Genomic DNA, 15,517 nt, shown 5'->3' with positions numbered 1-15,517 from the left:
TGGAAACCGGGCACTGCAAGCAAGCACGGCTGAAAGAATTACGGCGTCGGAGTGCCCTCCATTGGAAGGACCACAGACAGGGTGGGATCCAACCTGCCCTCCTGGAGATAGGGCGCGGCCAGCTCCCCGAGCATCCGCTCCAGGGTGATGTCCACCAGCCGACGCAGCTCGGGCCGGGACTCGGAGGCCACCGCAGGCTCCAGCGCGGCACGGGCGCGCTCGGCGGCGCTGGGGCGCAGGCGTGGGGCCTGGGCGGGGCACTCGAAGAGCCGCTCACACAGCTCCACGGTGCGCCCCAGGGGCACAGGCCGCGGATCCACCCGGCCCTCGAGCACCGCCATGGCCACGGCGGCGGTGAAGAGCCGCTCCACTCCGAGCACCGACAGCGCCACACCGAAGCGGGCCAGCAGCTCGCGCGCCGCCGCCTCCGTGCCGCCCAGCAGCCCCCGGAACATCTCCAGTTGCCTCGCGGCTCGCTCCAGCAGCGCCTCGCTGGCGGCGATCTCCCTCAACGAGCGGAACGGCATCGGCTCCGCCCCCGGCACCCGCATCGCGCGGCGGGGGCGCTTGAGGCGCAGGGCCTCGATGGCGGCGGCCTCCTCCGGGAACACCAACAACGTGTCGTCCAGCCGGGCCATCGGCGCCTTCACCAGCCGATCCGCCCGGTACTTCAGCGCCAGGGTCAGCGAGAAGCCCACCTGGAAGACGCGCTCCAGCCGGGTCTCCCGCACCACCTCCGCGGCTCGCGCCGGCTCGCTGCCCGTGAGGTGCTCCAACCCCAGCGACAGGTAGTCGCGCACCATCTCTCCCACGCGGCGCACGGCCTCCAGATCTCCGGGGTCCGCCAGCTCGGCCACCAGGGCGGCGTTGGCCACTCCGCGCAGCTCGTCCTCGAGGTTCTCGCGCTCCACGTCGGACAGCCCGCGAAGGGCCGCGTCCAGGTAGTCCACGTGCCCCTGAGCAGTCGCGAGCGCCGTCTGCGCGCTCCGAGCCGGCGCGGGCCCGGTGTCCACGCGGCTGAAGATCCGCATCGCGTTCTCGAGCGTGGGGAAGCCTAGATCCTGCAACCGGGAGGTGCGGAAGCGGTAGGCCGTCTCCTCCAGCTCGCTGGGGACCTCCCAGCGCGTGGCCTCCATCAGCCGCACCGCCTCGAAGGGGTTCTCGGCGATCAGATCATTGAGGATCGCTCGGAGCGCGGCCTGCTCCACGCCCTCCACCTTGAGCTCGATCAGGTAGCGGCCCTCGGGCGTCTCCAGCGTCACCCCTTCCGGGTTGACGTCCGGGTTCTCCTCCAGATCGTGCATCGCGGTGAACTCGCGCAGCAGAACCTCGAGCACCTCGAGATCCATGCCGTGCAGCTTGCGGAGGAACTCCTCGGGCTCGTCCCCGCGAGCGGCGCGCAGCCACGTCAGCACCGAGTGCGAATCGATCCGATCCCGCTTCCAGGCGCCCAGGTCCACGAAGGCGCGGAACTGGGTGGGCGAGGCGAGCTGGACAAGCTCGGTGGAGTCCACCAGCCCCACCTCCTGGATCGTCGAGTAGAGCTCCTCCGCGGACAGCGAGCGCACCACGGCGCGTGCGTCGGAGGACTCGATCAGGGCGTCCATCCGCTTCCGAGGCGGAAGCTGGGAGAGCTGCCGGCGCAGCTGCTGGCGAGCCAGCTGCGCGTCCTTGCCATTTCCCTTGCTGTTCTCAGGCACGGCGCGTGCCTACCACAGCCCCTCCCGAGCGGGGAGGGGATCGCGGCGGGAGCGCTCGCTACTGGAAGACGACGTCGCACTCGTAGTTGACGTTGAACGACTTGAGCTTGGGCGATTGCTGGCTCTGTCGATCATCGGACCGGAGGACGAACTCGACCTTGAGGTAGCGGCCCTTGGGCACGCCCGCGGCGCGCAGGTCCGCCGGCGAGGTGGTGAACGGCCCCTTGCGCAGCGTCGTGTTGCTCAGCTCGCTCTGATCGTTGGCCACCGTGACGAAGGCCTGGATGGACGTCTTGGGCGGGACGGTCGCGTCCCACACCAGGTAGCGCCAGACGGTGTCCAGGCCGCACTCGGGCGCGGTGAAGATCTTCCGGAAGGAGCCCAGCGGCGCGGTGAAGTTGCGCAGCTGGTAGCCGGTGAAGTCCGAGTACGTATAGAGGCCCGAGCCCTGCTGCTTGGTGCGGAGGATGTCGCCGGTGTCGCGGCTGATGCGCATGGCGTTGCCGGAGCGGTTGTTCACCCACGGGTTGCCGTCCGTGTCGAGCCCCACGCCGATGGCCTGGTTCGTCAGGCTGTTCGTCGCGTCGATGAAGTCCACCACGCCCGCGTCCGGGGTGTTGAACTTCTTGATGGTGCCGTCTTCACCGTTGAAGGCGATGAGCTGCGAGGCGTTCTGGCTGAGAGAGTTCAGGTCCGAGCTCATCCACACGTAGCCCTGGTCATCCGCGGCGATGCCGCGCGGGCGGCCGATCTTCGTGTTGATCTGGCTCACGGCGGTGGAGAAGTCGAACTGGTCCCACTGGCCCACCGTGGTGCCCACGCCTCGCGGGTGGGCGTACCGGAAGGCCTTCGCGCCGGCGCTCCAGCCCGCCAGCCACACCCGGTCCTTGCCGTCCACGCCGATGCCGTAGTTGCCCGAGGGGCTGAACGGCGGCGTGATGTTGCCCAGCACGAGCGCGCCCGTGGCCGTGTCGATCAGCGCCAGGCGTGCCGGGCTCAGCGCGGAGGACACCACCCACAGGCGCTGCTGGCTGTCGATGGCCGCGCCGTACGGGCCCCACTGCAGGGTGATCTTCAGCGACCCGGCGCCGTTCACCGGCACCTGCTGCCCGGTGGCGGGATCCAGCTTGATGATCGAGTTCTCGTTGTGGACGCCCACCCACACGTCACCGGAGCTGCCCTCGATGCCCGCCGAGATGGCCATGGCGCGCGCCTTGATCGTCCCGTTACCCGGCGGCCCCACTGGCGTGCTGAAGAGGATGCACTCGTCGTACTGGGCCGGATCATCCCAGCCCGTCGAGCTCGGGATGATCATCTCCCCGTCCGCCGGGTTGAGGCTGATGGCGCCGTCGCCGTTCTTGTCCTGGCTCGTGTCGATCACGCCATTGTGGTTGCGGTCGATGCAGTCCCGCTTGTCGTTGGCGATCTTGGTCACCGAGCCCTGCGTGTTCGCGGCACGGTTGGCCACCCACACATCTCCGAAGAGATCCACCGCGGTGCGGCTCGGGTTGTTGCCGTCATTGCCGCGCAGGCCGTTGGGGAAGCCGATGGTGCCGTCCGGCTTGGTGCGCCCGTCGATGGGGATGACCGCGTGGTAGCGCGCCACCTCCTTGCCCGTGCGCGTGTCGAACTTGGACACCGTGTTCTGATCGTTGTTGGCGATCCACGCGAAGGCCAGCTCCGTCGAGCCACCGCCGAGCACGATGTTGCCCTCGCTGTCGAGCTGCACGTTGTCGCCAGACAGGTCCGTGGTGCCACCATCGAGGTTGAAGCCCGCGTCCGGGCGCCCGGGCAGCGTGGTCCCCGCATCGGGATCGTAGGGAAGGCCGCCATCTTTGCCACCGCCACCGCCACCGCCGCCCCCACCCCCATCCCGGCCGCCGCCATCCGTGCTGGTCTCACCCACGTCATACGGGGGCTTCACGTCCGGCGGATCGGCGCACTTGCAGCCGCTGATCACGGCCGCGGCGAAGGCCACGAAGATGAAGTACTGACGCATACCGATGCCTCCCGCACCCGGAGCCCCGGGGCGAATCAACCCTCATTAAAGCCAGGAAACAGTGGAAGGGGTCAGAGGGTCAACTCAAACCCTGGTTGCACTGCCAACGACCCCGAGCAGCGCCTCCCACACCTCGTCCACGCCGATCTTATCGGTGGAGGAGAACTGAATGACTGCCTCGCGTGGCAGGGAGAGCTGCTGCGCGAGTGCCTGCAAGCGGGGCTTGCGGCGGGCCTTGGGCAGCCGATCGATCTTCGTGGCCACCACGAGGATGCGCCGGCTCTTGCTCTGCAAGTAGTCGAGCGTGAGGAGATCCTCGGGCGTAGGCCCCACCTCCGCGTCGATGATGCTCACCACGATCTCCAGCCGGTGCCGGTTCTCGAGGTAGGAGGTGATCATCTTCTCCCACTGGGCGCGCTCGGTCTTGCTGGCCTTGGCGAAGCCGTAGCCCGGCAGGTCCGCCAGCCGCACCCGGTGGCGCACCCCGTCGCGCTCCAGCTCCACGTCGAAGAAGTTGAGCGTGCGTGTGCGCCCCGGTGTGTTGGAGACACGCACCAGCTTCTTGCGCCCGGTGAGGGCGTTGATCATGGAGGACTTGCCCACGTTGGAGCGGCCCACGAAGGCCACCTCGGCGGCATGGTCGGTGGGCAGGCCCTTGAGCTCTACGGCCGTGACGACGAACTGGGCGTCGATGAGCTTGATCACGCGCTTACTTCTTCGCCGGGGCGGGCGTAGGGGTCGTCTCGGCGCGAGCGGACTTCTTCGCGCGCTCGGCGGACCAGTGGTCGATGGCCTTGAGCGACTCCACGAAGTTGAACGGGCGCAGGGAGGGAGAGGAGGCGTCGTGGCAGGTGCGGCACAGCTTCTCGGACGGGTCCACCAGCCCCACCAGCCGGGACAGCTCCGGGTCCTTCATGACATAGGCGGGCGCGTAGTACTGGCCGCCCCCGTGGCACGTCTCGCAGGAGATGTTGCTCCCCCCCTGGGACTGGTCCGGGGCGTGGCAGGACAGGCACCGCGCATCCTTCTTCTGGGTCTCGGCGAGCGAGTCGGTGGCGCGGGCGTGCTTGGACAGCTGCCAGGCCGAGTAGGCCGCGGGGTGGCACCCCTTGCAGCTCTCCGGGCCGACGAAGTCAGCCGCCCCGGCCGCGACGGACACGAGCAGGAGCAGGGGCAGGATCCAGAAGCCGGATGTGCGCATCAGGGCCGGACCTAGCAGAGCACCCCCAAGGGGGCAAGGCATCTTGAATGCCTGTAGAAGCGCAGCGTTCTATATGCTGTACCTTGAGCCCTGCCTGGGGGATTGGTTAGTGAGGCAGTCAGCTCGAACAGCTCAGGAGAACCCGTGATGCGTACCCTTGCTGTCGTCGCCGTGCTCATCGCCGCCGTGCCCGCCATGGCCAAGCCCTGGCAGGGCATCGAGCCCGGAGTCTCCAAGCGGGATGAGGTCACCCAGAAGTTCGGCGAGCCCTCCCGCGTGGTCACCAATGACAACAAGGAGATCATCGCCTACCTGGGCAAGGAGGCCATCAAGGGCACCACCGAGGCCCAGTTCAAGGTGGACAAGACGACCAAGATCGTCGAGCGCATCGACGTCTTCCCCGGGCCGGTGATCGACAAGGAGACCATCGAGGGCAGCTACGGCCCGGCCTGCCCCAACGGCCCGGCCCCCGCCTCCCCGTGCTTCGTGAAGAAGGTGACGGACGACTTCCGCACCTACTACCAGTACAACAAGCTGGGCCTGGCCATCTTCTTCAAGGAGGACGGCAAGACGGTGCACTCCTTCATCTTCACCCCCGTCACCACCGCGCCGGGCAAGGGCACCAAGTAGGCCCGCCTTGCGCATCTACGGGCTGACCGGCGGGATCGCCTCCGGCAAGAGCACCGTGAGCCGGATCCTCCGGGAGCTGGGCGCGCCCGTGCTGGACGCGGACGTCATCGCCCGCGAGGTGGTGGAGCCCGGCACTCCGGGGCTGGCGGCGGTGGCGGCCCGCTTCCCGAACGTGCTCACTGCGGATGGCCGCCTCGATCGGGCGAAGCTGGGAGCGCGCGTCTTCGGCGATGCCACCGAGCGCGCCGCCCTCAACGCCATCATCCATCCCCTCGTGGGAAAGGCGTTCCTCGAGAAGCTCCAGGCGCTGGAGGCCCAGGGCGTGGAGCGCGCCGTCTATGACGTGCCGCTGCTGATTGAGAACGGGCTGCAGGCCGGCATGGACGGGGTGGTGCTGGTCTGGACGCCCCGCGCGCTGCAGAAGGCGCGGCTGATGACCCGGGATGGGCTGGACGAGGCGGCGGCGGAGGCTCGGCTGGCTGCGCAACTGCCGCTGGACGAGAAGCGCCAGCACGCCACCTGGATCGTGGACAACTCGGGAGAGCTGGCTTCCACGCGAGCCCAGGTGGAGCAGGTGTGGCGGGCCATGCTCGCACGCGGCTGAGCGCCGAGTATGCTGCGCCGCCGATGAGCAAGACACGGAAGAAGGCAGAGGGCTCCGGCCCCGGGACGTACTTCGTCACCGGCTACCCGGGGTTCATCGGCAAGCGGCTGGTGGAGCACATCGCCCGCGAGGATCCCCAGGGCCACATCTTCGCCCTGGTGCAGCCGAAGATGCTCAAGGAGGCGCAGCAGCACGCGGCCCGCGTGGAGGGCGCCAAACTGGAGCTGCTCACCGGGGACGTGGTGGACATGCACCTGGGCCTGTCCGGCGAGGAGTACCAGCGCCTGTGCGAGAAGGTGACGGACATCTTCCACCTGGCGGCCATCTCCACCCTGAGCGCGCCCAAGGAGACGGCGTGGCGGGTGAACGTGGACGGCACGCGCAACATGCTGGAGCTGGCGCGCGACTGCGAGCACCTGCGGCGCTTCAACTACTTCTCCTCGTGCTACGTGTCGGGCGACCGGCTGGGCGTCATCGCCGAGGACGAGCTGGATCGCGGCCAGACGTTCCGCAACCCCTACGAAGAGACGAAGTTCCAGGCCGAGAAGATCGTCCAGCGCGCCTCGGCCAACATGCCCGTCACCATCTACCGGCCGTGCTCGGTGGTGGGGGACTCGCGCACTGGGGAGATTGATCGCTTCGAGGGCCCCTACTACCTGGGCATCCTCCTGGTGACCTCACCCATGGTGGTGCCGCTGCCCCTGCCCGGTAACGGAGTGGCGCCCCTCAACGTGGTGCCGGTGGACTTCGTGGTGTCCGCCGTGTGGCACCTGTCCCACGATCCGCGCGGCGTGGGCCGTACCTTCCACCTGGTGGACCCCAACCCCATGAGCGCCCGCCGCGTGTACGAGCTCATCGCGGAGAAGGCCAACCGGAAGCTGCCGCGCTTCAACCTCTCGGCGCGAGCGGCGGATGTCATGTTGCGCCTGCCGGTGCTGGAGAAGCTCGCCCGGCCCCAGCGCGCCGCCATCAGCTACGTGAACCACCTGGCCATCTACAACTGCCACAACACGCTGGAGCTGCTGGACGGCACCGGCATCCGCTGCCCGCCCCTGGCCTCGTACCTGGATCAGCTCGTCGCCTACGTGCGAGAGCAGTACCGCAAGCGCCGCGAGAGCCTCGAGGTGGAGGATCCCCTCGATCACGCTCCGCCTTCCGGCGCGGACGAGGACTCGCCTGCCCCCCGCCCTTCCCGCCAGCCATGACTCGCCCCCTCTCCTCTGCCCTCCTCCTGGTGGCGGCGCTGCACGCCACCGCCTGTGTCGTGAACACCACCGACACCTCCTCGTGCGATCCCAACCCCTGCACCGAAGCCAACCGCGGCGTCTGCATTGAAGAGGCCGGCGAGGCGCGCTGCCTGTGCGACACGGGCTTCATCGCGCGCCCCAGCGGCGCCTGCGAGGCCGTGGGCCCCAGCAACTGCGCCGAGCACGCCGGAGATCTCTCCGAGCCCGACGACTGCCAGGCCCGCGCCCACCCGCTCTCCAGCGGCGGGCCGCAGGTTCAGCAGACGATCGAGCCCATCGGCGACTACGACTTCTTCCAGTTCAACGCCACGGCTCGCAACGTCTACTCGCTCACCGTGAAGGCAGACGGCGCGCTGATGCCCCGCCTGGACGTGTTCGACCAGGGCGGCGCGTGGCTCACCTCCGCCGAGGCCCCCGGCCACGTGACGCTCTACTTCAAGGCGCGCGTCACCTCTTCCCACTTCGCCCGCGTCAGCCACTCGCCCGTGGATCCCTCCGTGGCCACCGGCAGCTACACGCTCGCGTTCAACTCCCTGGGGACGGAGGACCACGGCGACTCCCCCGACGACACCACCCATATCTCCCCGGATTCCATCACCACCTCCACCCCGAGCAGCTTCTCCGGCCGCTTCGAGTACCCCGGGGACGAGGACTGGTTCAGCTTCTCCGGCAGCGCGGGGCACACCTACCGCCTCAACTTCGATCCCAACCAGACCGTGCCTCCGGTGGCCGTCTTCGCCAGCTCCAACCTCCACCAGCCGCTCGTCACCGCGCAGAGCCCCAGCGTCAGCTTCTTCGCGCCGGCCAACGACACGTTCTTCATCGTCCTGGATCCACCCCAGAGCCTCAGCGGCCCAGGCGGCTACGCCTTCAACCTCCTCGTGAACTGAGGCGCTCGGGCGCTCCGGGCCTCCCCTCCACTTGAATTACCCGCTAAGCGAAGCTGGCTTTCTTTTATGGCTTGACGGCTTCACTCGAAAGTGATGGGGGGCCTTTTCATCCCACAGTCTCCTGGTTAGCATGCGCCCGCCTTCGAACTCAGGGTAGTCAACAGACCCCTCGGGCTTCGATGTCGGGAGCACAGCGTTTGCCGGAAACCGTTGACAGCCGGCCCTTGAGGCCTCTGCCGCGCCGCCCCGCTGCCCTCCTCGTGTATCGACCGCGCCTCCCCTCCGTGGAGCGCCCGTCGTCCGCCCTCCCGGGCTGTCACCACTCAGCCTGGAACCCCTAGGAGCCCTCTCCGCGCCGCGGTGAGCCTCCGAGTGCTGTTGCTGTCCGCTGTCCCTTTACGAGCAGTTCCCCAGAAGAAGGAAGACGCATGCGCTTGAAGGACAAACTGTTGACCAGTCTGTTGTTGGTGCCTCTCGCCGGCACCAGCGCCTGGGCGAAGGATCACGTCAATTTCGACGCGTTCCTCGTGAACCACGAAGCCAAGAGCCTGGCTGCTGACGAGGCGTCGCTCCAGTCTCGCGGCGTTCGAGTCGATCAAGTCGAAGAGCGGCTTGGTCTGCCCACGGTCCTGTGGAACGACCGGCACGACACGGAGCGCACCAACGCCCTGGCCACTCAGCGCCCGGAGCAGGCCGCGCGCACGCACCTGCAGAAGTTCGCGGACATCTACCGGCTGACCACCGATGACGTCTCCAGCGCCAGCCTGCAGTCGGTCCACCAGACGCAGTTCGGGCCGGTGATCGCCCGCTTTGGCCAGAAGGTCGGCGGCGTGGAGGTATTCCGCAGCGGCGTCAACGTGGTCATGGACCGCGAGAACAACCTGGTGGCCATCACCGGCTACCTGACGCCGCATGAGGCGGTGGCCGCGCGCCTGAGCACCGTGAGCACGGACTTCCAGCTGAGCCCCGCGGACGCCATCGCTCGCGCCTTCAAGGATCTGACGGACACCGCCATCAGCGGCCGCTCGCTGGCGGCCACCGGCACCCAGGGCGACTACACCCAGTTCGACTTCGCTCCGGGCGTCAGCGCCGTGCTGCCCCACACGATGGCCGCTCCGGCCCGCGCCAAGAAGGTCTACTTCACCCTGCCTGGCGGCCTGCAGCCCGCGTACTACGTGGAGCTCGCCGTCGGCACCAAGAGCACCAAGGACTCGGACTACTACTCCTTCGTCGTGTCCGCCACGGACGGCTCGCTGCTGTTCCGCAACAACCTGACCGCGGAGGACTCGTACAGCTACCGCGTGTGGGCCGACACCGCCTCGTACATCCCCTTCGACGGTCCGCAGGGTACGGATGCCAGCCCCCACCCCACGGGCGTGCCGGACCACTACCAGGCACCGTTCCTCCCGGCCAACCTGCTCACCCTGCAGAACGTCCCGTTCAGCCGCAATGATCCGTGGCTGCCGCCCAACGCCACGAAGACCACGGGCAACAACGTGGACGCGTACGCGGACCTGGGAGCCCCGGACGGCTACCAGCCGGAGTCGGACCTGCGCCCGGGCAACACCGCGCCGGGAGCGTTCGACTACACGTATGACGTGACCAAGTCGCCGAGCACCAGCCTCAACCAGCGCAAGGCGGCGATCGTCCACCTGTTCTACCTGAACAACTTCCTGCACGACTGGTACTACGACTTCGGCTTCGACGAGATCTCCGGCAACGCCCAGGCGAACAACTACGGCCGAGGCGGTCTGGATAACGACAGCATCAAGGCCGAGGCCCAGGACTACAGCGGCCGCAACAACGCCAACATGTCCACCCCGGCCGACGGTTCGCGGCCGCGCATGCAGATGTACGTCTTCGACGGCGTGCCGGCGCTGACGGTGCTGTCGCCGGCCAGCCAGGCGGGCAACAAGGAAGCGGGGAGCGCCTCGTTCGGCGCCACGGTGTTCGACGTCACCGGGCCCGTGTCGATCCTCAACACCTCGGGCATCACGGACGGCTGCGCCGCGTTCGCGCCGGGGACGTTCACCGGGAAGATCGCGCTCATCGACCGCGGCACCTGCACCTTCGTCGTCAAGGCGAAGAACGCGCAGGACGCGGGCGCCGCCGCGGTGATCATCGCCAACAACGCGGCCAACCAGCCCGCGCCGGGCCTGGGTGGCACGGACGCGACCATCACCGTGCCCACGCTGTCCATCACCCAGGAGCTGGGCAACGCGTGGAAGGCGGAGGTGAAGAACAACGGCACCACCATCACGGCGAACATGAAGAAGACCGCGGACCTGGACCGCGACGGCACCATCGACAACACCATCGTGGCGCACGAGTGGGGCCACTACATCAGCAACCGCCTCATCGGTAACTCCAACGGCCTGACGAACAACCAGGGCCGGTCCATGGGCGAGGGCTGGGCGGACTTCCACGCCATGCTGATGGTGGTGAAGGACGAGGATCGCACCAAGCCGGGCAACAACCTGTTCCAGGGCGTCTACGCGCTGGCCGGCTACGTGGAGAGCGGCGGCGGCAACAACGGCTACTACTACGGTATCCGCCGCGTCCCGTACTCGACGGACCTGACGAGGGATCCGCTGACCTTCAAGCACTTCGCCAACGGCAACCCGCTGCCCGCCACGGCTCCGATCAGCTTCGGCCAGACCGGCACGGGCAACTCCGAGGTCCACAACGGCGGCGAGGTGTGGTCCACCATGTTGTGGGAGTGCTACGCCTCCCTGCTCAACGCCTACCCGTTCCAGGAAGCTCAGAACCGCATGAAGAGCTACCTGCTGGCCGCCTACAAGGCGACCCCGAACGCGCCGACCCTGCTGGAGGCGCGTGACGCGGTGCTGGCCGCGGCGGCCGCCAGCGATCCGGCTGACTACACCCGCTTCGTCAACGCCTTCGCCAAGCGCGGCGCGGGCTTTGGCGCCAAGGCCCCGAACCGCGACTCCGTGGATCACGTGGGCGTGGTGGAGAGCTTCGTCAACGCCAACAACCTGGAGGTCGTCAGCATCCGGCTGGATGACAGCGTGGTGGGCTGCGACCAGGACGGCGTGCTGGACGTGGGCGAGACGGGCCTGCTCACCGTGAAGGTGCGCAACAACGGCCTGGGTAACCTGTCGGCCTTCACCGGCACCGTGTCCGCCAGCGGCCTGACCGCGACGGTGCAGTTCCCCAACGGCAACACCCTGTCCTTCCCGGCCATCCCCAATGGTGGCACCGCCACCGCCACGGTGCAGGTCAAGCTGCTCGCGGTCACCGGCGCCACGCCGGGCACGGGCATGACCATCACGTTCAACGAGCCCACGCTGCCCAACTCGGCCAAGACGGCGATCTACGACGTCCGCGTCCACTATGACGAGGCGCTGAGTGTCTCCAACATCGACCGGTTCGATGCCCAGATGACCAGCTGGACCTCCGGGCTCATTGGCAGCACGGCCGGCTGGACGCCGGCGACCGAGCTGAACACGAACGGGACGACCAACCGCTTCATCCACGTGCCGGATCTGGGCACGATCTCGGACGTGGTCTACACCACCCCGTGGATGCAGGTGAACCCGTCGGGCAACACCACCATGGCATTCAAGTACCGCCACTCCCTCGAGAGTGCCGTGGGCGGCGCGGGCATGGCGGCGCCCTGGTTCGACGGCGTCGTGGTGGAGCTCAGCCTCGACGACATCACCTGGTACGACTTGTTCAACGATCTGGGGATCAACCCGGGCTACACCGACTACCTCGCGGTGGGTGACAACCCGCTGTCGGATCGTCCCGCCTTCGTGGGCCAGAACGCGGCCTTCCCCGGCTGGAGCGCGAAGACCGTCAACTTCGGCACGCTGCTGGATGGTCTGCCCATCCGCCTGCGCTTCCGCATCGCCTCGGACAGCTCCGCGGGCGCGTATGGCTTCGACCTGGACGATGTGCAGTTCACCAACGTCACCCCGGCGCCGTTCAGCAACCTGGTGCCCGAGACCAGCGATGGCACGGTCTGCAACCGCCGCCCGGTCGCGGACGTGGGCCAGTCGCCGCGCACGGTTCCCGAGTACGACGCGGCCGGCAACCACACGGTCGTCACCCTCAACGGCACCGCGAGCTACGATCCGGATGGGCAGCCGCTCACCTACACGTGGACGCAGACCGCGGGCGACCCCGTGGTGCTGTCTGACATCCACTCGCCCACGCCGACGTTCACGGTGGACGTGCCGTACGACAGCAGCTTCGTGTTCCAGCTCGTCGTGAACGACGGGGTGGAGAACAGCCAGCCGAAGACGGCGATCATCATCGTCCCGAACACCAACCACGCGCCGGTGGCGGTCGCCACCGCGCCCGCGACGGTGCCGGAGCGCAGCACGGCGACTCTGGACGGCAGCGGCTCGAACGACGCGGACGGCGAGCCCCTCACCTACGCGTGGACGCAGGTGGGCGGCCCGGCGGTGACGCTGAGCAGCACCACCGCCTCCAAGCCGTCCTTCGCCACGCCCGAGGTGTCCGTGGACACGACGTTCACGTTCGCGCTCGTGGTCAATGACGGCTACCAGGACAGCACCCCGGCCACGGTGTCCCTGAAGGTGGCCAACGTGGACCGGCTGCCCACGGCCAACGCGGGCGCGGATCAGACGGTGAATGGACGCACGCTCGTCGCCCTGCCGGGCACGGGCAGCGATCCGGACGGTGACCCGCTCTCCTACGCGTGGACCCAGGTTGCGGGTGACCCCGTGACGGTCACCCTGGTGGGTGCCAACACCGACACGGCGCGCTTCACCTCTCCGGACGTGAAGACGGCGACGGTGCTGCACTTCCAGCTCACCGTCACTCCGTCCACGGGCGCCAGCGCCTCGGACACGGTGGACATCACCGTGCGCCCGGACCAGGGCCCCAGCGTCAACGCGGGTGTGGATCTGTTCGTGGATGGGCGCAAGACCGTGACCCTGTACGGCTCGGCCAGCGACCCGGAGAACGACGCGATCACCTACGCCTGGACCCAGGTGGACGGCCCCGTGGTCGTCCTGAGCGGCGCCGACACCGCCAACCCGACCTTCGTCTCTCCGGACGTGGCGGCGGATGCGGTGCTGCACTTCCAGCTCACCGTCACCGCCGATGGCCTGAGCGCCTCGGACACGGTGGCTGTCACGGTGCGCGCGGACCACGCCCCCGTGGCCAACGCGGGTGCGGACCAGACGGTGGCTATCGGTGCCACTGTGGTTCTCTCCGGCTTCGGCAGTGACGTCGATGGCGATGCGATCACCTACGCCTGGACTCAGGTGGGCACGCCCGCCGTCACCCTGACGGGCGCCAACACCGCCAACGCGTCCTTCACGGCTCCGGCCGTGACGACGGACACGGTGCTGCACTTCACCCTCACCGTCACCGCCAACGGCAAGACCACCACCGACACGGTGGATGTCACCGTGCGCGCTCCCGTGGACCACGATCCTGTGGCCAACGCGGGTGCGGACCAGACGGTGGCTATCGGTGCCACTGTGGCCCTCTCTGGCTTCGGCAGCGACGTCGATGGCGATGCGATCACCTACGCCTGGACCCAGGTGGGTACGCCCGCCGTCACCCTGACGGGTGCCAACACCGCCAACCCGACCTTCACGGCTCCGGCCGTGACGGCGAACACGGTGCTGCACTTCACCCTCACCGTCACCGCCAAGGGCAAGACCGCCACTGACACGGTGGACGTCACCGTGCGCGCCAACATCGATCACGCGCCCACCGTCAACGCGGGCCCGGATCTGATGGTGGATGGCCGTAAGAGCGTCACCCTGTTCGGCTCGGCCAGCGACGTGGATGGCGACACGATCACCTACGCCTGGACCCAGGTGGACGGCCCCGCCGTCACCCTGAGCGGCGCCAACACCGCCAACGCGACCTTCACCTCTCCGGATGTGAAGACGGACGCGGTGCTGCACTTCCTGCTCACCGTCACCGCCAACGGCCTGACCGCCACCGACACGGTGGCTGTCACGGTGCGCGCGGACCATGCTCCCGTGGCCAACGCGGGCGCGGACCTGTCCGTGGCCGTGGGTGCTTCCGTGACCCTCTCCGGCTTCGGCAGCGACGTGGACGGCGATGCGGTCTCCTACGCCTGGACCCAGGTGGGCACGCCCGCCGTCACCCTGACGGGCGCCAACACCGCCAACGCGTCCTTCACGGCTCCGGCCGTGACGACGGACACGGTGCTGCACTTCACCCTCACCGTCACCGCCAACGGCCTGACCGCCACCGACACGGTGGATGTCACGGTGCGCGCCAACATTGACCACGCTCCCGTGGCCAACGCGGGTGCGGACCGTACGGTGGGTGCTCGCGAGACCGTCACGCTGCAGGGCTTTGGCAGCGATCCGGACGGCGATGCGGTCACCTACGCCTGGAGCCAGCTGAGCGGCCCGAACGTCACCCTCGTGGGTGCCACCTCGGCCACTCCGTCCTTCGAGGCCCCGAGCGTGAAGGACACCACGGTGCTGCGCTTCCAGCTCACCGTCACCGCCAACGGCAAGACGGCCACGGACACGGTGGACATCACCGTGCAGAAGGTCAACCGCCACCCGGTGGGCCATGGCCCGAACGCCCTGGAGCAGCCGGAGAACACCTCCGTCACCCTGGATGCGACCCAGAGCTCGGATCCGGATGGTGACGCGATCAACTACCACTGGGTGCAGACCGGTGGCCCGGCGGTGCAGCTGACTGGCCAGGACACGGCCCAGCTCCAGTTCACCACGCCGGAGGTCCGCGAGGACACGCAGGTGGCGTTCACCCTGGTGGTGACGGACACGGACGGTGCCACGTCCGAGCCTGTCACCGTCAGCGTCAAGGTGCTCAACGTCAACAAGGCCCCCGCGGCCCAGGCCCGCCATGTCGCTGGCGGCGTCTCGGGCGAGACGGTCACCCTCGACGCGCTCGGCTCCACGGATCCGGACGGCGAGAAGCTGACCTACAAGTGGGAGCAGACGGACGGCCCCGAGGTGTCGCTCTCCTCCGCTACGGAGCCGACCGTCACCTTCCAGGCGCCGAGCACGACGTCCAACGTCACGCTGGCCTTCAAGGTCACGGTCACCGACACCCACGGCGCCACTGCCTCGCAGACGGTGAACGTGGAGGTGACTCCGGCCAAGGACACGGGCAACAGCGGCGGCGGCTGCACCACCACCGGCAACAGCGGCGGCGGCGCGATGCTGCTGGCGCTCCTGGCGGGCGTGGCGCTGTCCCGTCGGCGCCTCGCGCTCCGCTAGTCTGGGCGGCAGCG

Annotated in this window: 9 protein-coding genes; 5 read left to right on the top strand and 4 right to left on the bottom strand. The window is 68.5% G+C overall.

Annotation, left to right across the window (positions count from 1 at the left end; genetic code table 11):
• Positions 1-38: 38 nt before the first annotated feature.
• The 4 genes from ACJ8AT_RS00615 to ACJ8AT_RS00600 form a co-directional block, all read right to left on the bottom strand.
• Positions 39-1,700: a DUF6178 family protein gene (locus ACJ8AT_RS00615; protein ID WP_407735546.1), complete on the bottom strand. Its 1,662-nt coding sequence runs from the start codon at positions 1,698-1,700 to the stop codon at positions 39-41.
• A gap of 58 nt (positions 1,701-1,758) precedes the next feature.
• Positions 1,759-3,699 (bottom strand): hypothetical protein, encoded by a 1,941-nt coding sequence (locus tag ACJ8AT_RS00610; RefSeq protein ID WP_407735545.1) that lies wholly within the window; start codon positions 3,697-3,699, stop codon positions 1,759-1,761.
• A gap of 84 nt (positions 3,700-3,783) precedes the next feature.
• Positions 3,784-4,404 carry a ribosome biogenesis GTP-binding protein YihA/YsxC gene (gene yihA, locus ACJ8AT_RS00605; RefSeq protein ID WP_407735544.1) on the bottom strand — a complete coding sequence of 207 codons (621 nt, stop codon included), beginning with the start codon at positions 4,402-4,404 and terminating at the stop codon, positions 3,784-3,786.
• Between the two features lie 4 nt (positions 4,405-4,408).
• Positions 4,409-4,900, bottom strand: a complete 492-nt coding sequence (locus ACJ8AT_RS00600; protein ID WP_407735543.1) for a multiheme c-type cytochrome — start codon at positions 4,898-4,900, stop codon at positions 4,409-4,411.
• Between the two features lie 147 nt (positions 4,901-5,047).
• Here ACJ8AT_RS00600 and ACJ8AT_RS00595 point away from each other — a divergent pair, with 147 nt between their 5' ends.
• From ACJ8AT_RS00595 to ACJ8AT_RS00575, 5 genes are all read left to right on the top strand, one after another.
• Positions 5,048-5,530, top strand: a complete 483-nt coding sequence (locus tag ACJ8AT_RS00595) for a hypothetical protein (RefSeq protein ID WP_407735542.1) — start codon at positions 5,048-5,050, stop codon at positions 5,528-5,530.
• A gap of 7 nt (positions 5,531-5,537) precedes the next feature.
• The gene (gene coaE / locus ACJ8AT_RS00590) at positions 5,538-6,134 is read left to right on the top strand and encodes a dephospho-CoA kinase (protein ID WP_407735541.1); all 597 of its coding nucleotides are present in this window, start codon (positions 5,538-5,540) and stop codon (positions 6,132-6,134) included.
• 23 nt (positions 6,135-6,157) lie between these two features.
• Positions 6,158-7,339, top strand: coding sequence for an SDR family oxidoreductase (locus ACJ8AT_RS00585; RefSeq protein ID WP_407735540.1), 1,182 nt, complete (start codon positions 6,158-6,160; stop codon positions 7,337-7,339).
• Complete coding sequence (locus tag ACJ8AT_RS00580) at positions 7,336-8,271, top strand: calcium-binding EGF-like domain-containing protein (protein ID WP_407735539.1); 936 nt, start codon at positions 7,336-7,338, stop codon at positions 8,269-8,271. The genes ACJ8AT_RS00585 and ACJ8AT_RS00580 overlap by 4 nt, the downstream gene beginning before the upstream one ends.
• A 428-nt stretch (positions 8,272-8,699) precedes the next feature.
• Positions 8,700-15,503, top strand: a complete 6,804-nt coding sequence (locus tag ACJ8AT_RS00575) for a myxosortase-dependent M36 family metallopeptidase (RefSeq protein WP_407735538.1) — start codon at positions 8,700-8,702, stop codon at positions 15,501-15,503.
• Positions 15,504-15,517: the final 14 nt, after the last annotated feature.

This window comes from Hyalangium sp., from assembly GCF_045802625.1.
Lineage (GTDB): Bacteria > Myxococcota > Myxococcia > Myxococcales > Myxococcaceae > Hyalangium.
Note: the sequence above shows the minus strand (reverse complement) of the source record. Positions and strands in the feature narration are given on the sequence as shown.

Bases quoted from the DNA above. Each gene is read 5' to 3' on its own strand.
- ACJ8AT_RS00610 (WP_407735545.1), bottom strand. From the start codon at position 3,699: ATGCGTCAGTACTTCATCTTCGTGGCCTTCGCCGCGGCCGTGATCAGC.
- ACJ8AT_RS00600 (WP_407735543.1), bottom strand. From the start codon at position 4,900: ATGCGCACATCCGGCTTCTGGATCCTGCCCCTGCTCCTGCTCGTGTCC.
- ACJ8AT_RS00595 (WP_407735542.1), top strand. From the start codon at position 5,048: ATGCGTACCCTTGCTGTCGTCGCCGTGCTCATCGCCGCCGTGCCCGCC.
- ACJ8AT_RS00585 (WP_407735540.1), top strand. From the start codon at position 6,158: ATGAGCAAGACACGGAAGAAGGCAGAGGGCTCCGGCCCCGGGACGTAC.
- ACJ8AT_RS00580 (WP_407735539.1), top strand. From the start codon at position 7,336: ATGACTCGCCCCCTCTCCTCTGCCCTCCTCCTGGTGGCGGCGCTGCAC.
- ACJ8AT_RS00575 (WP_407735538.1), top strand. From the start codon at position 8,700: ATGCGCTTGAAGGACAAACTGTTGACCAGTCTGTTGTTGGTGCCTCTC.